At 68.1% G+C, this 4198-nt stretch carries 4 protein-coding genes; all 4 read left to right on the plus strand.

Going from position 1 to position 4198, the window contains the following annotated elements:
• Window positions 1-75: 75 nt before the first annotated feature.
• The 4 genes from RDU12_RS13290 to rplT all read left to right on the plus strand — a co-directional run bounded on the left by RDU12_RS13290 (window position 76) and on the right by rplT (window position 4144).
• Window positions 76-1332, plus strand: coding sequence for an MFS transporter (locus tag RDU12_RS13290; protein WP_300289375.1), 1257 nt, complete (start codon window positions 76-78; stop codon window positions 1330-1332).
• Window positions 1333-1407: 75 nt separating this feature from the next.
• Window positions 1408-3360, plus strand: coding sequence for a S9 family peptidase (locus RDU12_RS13295; RefSeq protein WP_300289366.1), 1953 nt, complete (start codon window positions 1408-1410; stop codon window positions 3358-3360).
• A 172-nt stretch (window positions 3361-3532) separates the two neighbouring features.
• Window positions 3533-3730 carry a 50S ribosomal protein L35 gene (gene rpmI / locus RDU12_RS13300; protein WP_003166435.1) on the plus strand — a complete coding sequence of 66 codons (198 nt, stop codon included), beginning with the start codon at window positions 3533-3535 and terminating at the stop codon, window positions 3728-3730.
• Between the two features lie 54 nt (window positions 3731-3784).
• Entirely contained in the window at window positions 3785-4144 is a 360-nt protein-coding gene (gene rplT / locus RDU12_RS13305) for a 50S ribosomal protein L20 (RefSeq protein ID WP_300289367.1), read from the plus strand.
• The last annotated feature ends 54 nt before the right edge of the window (window positions 4145-4198 follow it).

The raw sequence follows: 4198 nt of genomic DNA on the forward strand, positions 1-4198 counted from the left end.
CATTGGCCGCGCGCCGGGCCTTGCGCCGCCGCGCGGAGTGACCGACAGATCGGCTCTCGCCCGCCCGGCCCGGACATCCCCGTGACCCTGACGCCCCCCGCCGCCAAGCCCTCGCGATCGGCCCTCGCCGTGCTGTTCGGCGTCGTGTTCATCAACCTGGTCGGCTTCGGCATCGTCATTCCGCTGCTGCCCTTCTACGGCCAGACCCTGGATGCGCCGCCGTGGCAGGTGGCGCTGATGTTCTCGGCCTATTCGCTGGGCCAGTTCGTGGCGGAGCCCTTCTGGGGGCGTCTGTCCGACCGGATCGGGCGCAAGCCGGTGCTGCTGATCACCGTTCTGGCCAATGCGGTCGGCTATCTGGCCCTCGCCTTCGTTCCAAACATCTGGCTGGCGATCGCGGTGCGACTGTTCACCGGCCTCGGCGCCGGCAACATCTCGACCGTGCAGGGCTATGTCGCCGACGTGACGCCGCCGGAGCTGCGCGCCGGGCGGATGGGGTTGATCGGCGCCGCCTTCGGGCTCGGCTTCATCGTCGGCCCCGGACTGGGCGGCGTCCTGACCCGGCCGGATCTCGGCGCCCTCGGATACCAGCTGCCGATCTTCGTCGCGGCGGGGCTGTGCCTGCTGGCCGCACTGGGCGTCGTCGTGCTGTTGAAGGAGAGCCGGGCTCCGGCCGATCCGGCCGCGCCGCGCCCGCCCTTCCTCGGCGGGGTGCAGGACGCGGTCGCCAATCCGGTGGTGTCGCGGGTGCTGTTGGTCACCCTGATCTACATGGCGGGGTTCTCGGGCATGGAGTCGACCTTCGGCTTCTGGACCGAGGCCCGCTACGGCTGGGGCGCGCGCGAGGTCGGGCTGGCCTTCATGGCCGTGGGCGTGGTGTCGGTGATTTCCCAGGGTCTGCTGGCCGGACGGCTGGCCCGCCGCTTCGGCGAGGCGCGGGTGCTGGCCGTCGGCGTCCTGATCTTCGGCGCCGGGCTGATCGCCCAGGTCGCGGTCAGCCGCCTTCTGCCCCACGCCGACTTCCTCGTGCCGGTGATCATGGCCTTCGGCTTCTTCGGCATGGCCATCACCATGCCGAACATCTCCGCCCTGATCTCCCGCTCGGTCGATCCGGACCGTCAGGGCGCCATGCTGGGCCTGAACATGGCCGCCAGCTCCAGCGCCCGCGTCTTCGGACCAGTGGCGGCGGGGGCGATCTTCTCGGGCGTGGGCCACGACTGGCCGTTCCTGATCGGCGCGGCGCTGACCATCCCGGCGGCGGTGATGGCCCTCAACGCAGGGCGCGCCTTCCGCCTCCGTCAGGCCCCGCCGGTCGTACAGCCGGCCGAGTAGAAACAACTCGCGCTTCGCGCTTGGCTCCGTCGCCTGGGGCCCTTACGGTTGCGTCTTCAACAGCGGGGGCTGAGTATGTCAGTTCGAGTAATCTACATCGCCATGGCGGCCGTCGCGCTCGCCTTTTCCGCCGGACCGGACCGGGTTCTGGCCCAGGTCGTCCAGCCCACGCCGGTGGAGGCCTATGCGGCGCTGCCGGCCGTCAGCAGCGTCGCCGTCTCGGACGACGGGACCGAACTGGCCTATCTGAACCGCCAGGGCGGGGTCGCCCAGGTTGTGGTCCAGGCGCGGACCGGAGAAGTGCTGGTCACCATCGATGTCAGCGACCGCCGACCCAATCAGGTCTTCTGGGTGTCCAAGGACCATGTCGCGATCGAGTCCCTGGTCCTGAATTCCGATCTGGTCATCAGCGCCAGTCATTTTCCTCAACTGGACATCGTCAACGTCCGCACGCGCGGCGTCGCCCGGGCGCTGAGGTCCGCCGACAAGGCCGTGATCAACGCGGTGTTCGATCACTGGCGGGGCGAGTATCGCGGCGAACCGACGCTGTATGTGCAGGCGGTCACCACCGAAGCCTACGCCTATACGAACGACGTCTACCGCATCGATCTGAACTCCGGCCGCGGACGCCGCATCGCCACAGGACTGGAAGACACGAACGGTTATCTGGTGCGCCCCGACGGCGACGTCGCCGCGCGTATCGCCGTGTCGAGGGACAGCGGGCGGACCCGCCTGACCGCTCCGGGCGGCGCCGGGGGATGGCGCACCGTGTTCGAGCAGAGAGCCCTGCTGGACGGCCCCGGAATCTGGGGATTCGCGCAGGATCCGGACAAGGTCATCGTCTCGACCCTCGAGGGCACCGATGTCTATCTGACGGAAATTTCGCTTTCGACCGGCGAGGCCGGCGAGCGGCGTCTGCAGGCGGAAGACGCGGCGGGCCCGATGTACGACCGCAACCAGCGGCTGGTCGGCCTCGGCGTGGTCGGCGACAACGGAACCTACACCTTCTACGAGCCCCGGCTGGAGCAGGCGTGGAACACCCTCGTGCAGGGGCTGCCTGGCAAGCGACTTCGACTGGCGTCGTTCAGCTCGGACTATCAGACGGTGGTGGTGCGCAGCGAAAGCGACACCGACGCAGGCACCTACTACCTCTACGACGCCGCCGCGCGTTCGGTGTCGGTGGTCGGGCGCGCCTATCCCGACGTGGGGCCGGAAGGCATCGCCTCGGTGTCGATGATCGCCTACACCGCCGCGGACGGCATGGAGCTGTACGGCTATCTGACGCTTCCGCGCGGACGCTCCGCCAGCGACCTGCCCTTGATCCTGCTGCCGCACGGCGGCCCGGCGTCCCGGGACTACGCCCGCTTCGACTGGTGGCCCCAGGCGATGGCCTCTCGCGGCTATGCGGTGTTCCAGCCCCAGTTCCGGGGCTCGGACGGCTTCGGCGAGGCCTATCTGCAGGCGGGCTACGGCGAATGGGGCCGCAAGATGCAGACCGATCTGACCGACGGGATCGACCACCTGGCCGGTCTGGGGATCATCGATCCGGAGCGGGTCTGCGTCGTCGGGGCGAGCTATGGCGGATACGCCGCCCTCGCCGGGGTGGCGATGCAGCCCGAAGCCTATCGCTGCGCGGTGTCCGTGGCCGGCGTCGCCGACCTGCGCCAGATGCTGCGCTCGGAGGCCCGGGCCGTCGGATACGGCAACCAGTCGCGCAATCCGGTCATCCGCTACTGGAACCGCTTCATGGACGGAGCCGGCTACAACGACGCCTCGCTTGACGAGCGCTCGCCGGCCCAGCTGGTCTCGAAGATCAAGGCCCCGGTCCTGCTGCTGCACGGCCGGGACGACACGGTGGTTCCCTATGAGCAGAGCGAGATCATGTACGAGGCCATGCGCAACGCCGGCAAGGAGGTCGTCATGACGCCGCTGGAGGGCGAGGACCACTGGCTGTCCTTCCCGGCCACCCGGCTGCGCATGCTCACCGAGACGATCGAATTCATCGAGGAGCACAACCCGCCGCAGTAGCCGGAAATACCCGGTCCGGCTTGCCATCGAGGCTCGCTTCGACTAGAAGCCGCGCCTTCGCGTACCGAACCGCCGGGCGAACAGGCATGCCTGGGCGGTTCTCAATCAGGGTCTTCCCAACTTCGGGCTCATGTAGTCCGAAGGGCGGTAGCCCACTCAAAAGAGAGTGAAAATGCCGAAACTTAAGACGAAGTCTGGCGCCAAGAAGCGCTTCAAATTCACGGCGACTGGCAAGGTGAAAGCCGGCGTGGCGGGCAAGCGGCACCGCTTGATCAGCCACAACAGCAAATACATCCGCCAGAACCGCGGCACCTCGGTCATGGCCGACGCCGACGCCAAGAAGATCAAGTCCTACATGCCGTACGCCTGATCGGCGCGCGCAGACCTGACCTGATCTCCACACTGAATTTGAAAGGATAGCGACATGGCTCGCGTCAAACGCGGCGTAGTTTCCCACGCCAAGCACAAGAAGGTTCTGAAGCAGGCCAAAGGCTTCTACGGCCGCCGCAAGAACACCATCCGCACCGCCAAGGCCGCGGTCGACCGCGCCGGGCAGTACGCCTACCGCGACCGCCGCACCAAGAAGCGCAATTTCCGCGCCCTGTGGATCCAGCGCATTAACGCCGCCGCGCGTCTGGAAGGCTTCACCTACAGCCAGTTCATCCACGGCCTCGGCCAGGCCGGCATCGAGCTGGACCGCAAGGTCCTGGCCGCGATGGCCGCCGACGAGGGCGCCTTCAAGGCCATCGCCGACAAGGTCCGGGACGCGCTGAAGACCGCCTGATCGCGGCCTTGACCGACTGTTTCGAAACGCCCGCTCCGGTCCGCCGGAGCGGGC

Source organism: Brevundimonas sp. (assembly GCF_031082345.1).
Taxonomy (GTDB): domain Bacteria; phylum Pseudomonadota; class Alphaproteobacteria; order Caulobacterales; family Caulobacteraceae; genus Brevundimonas.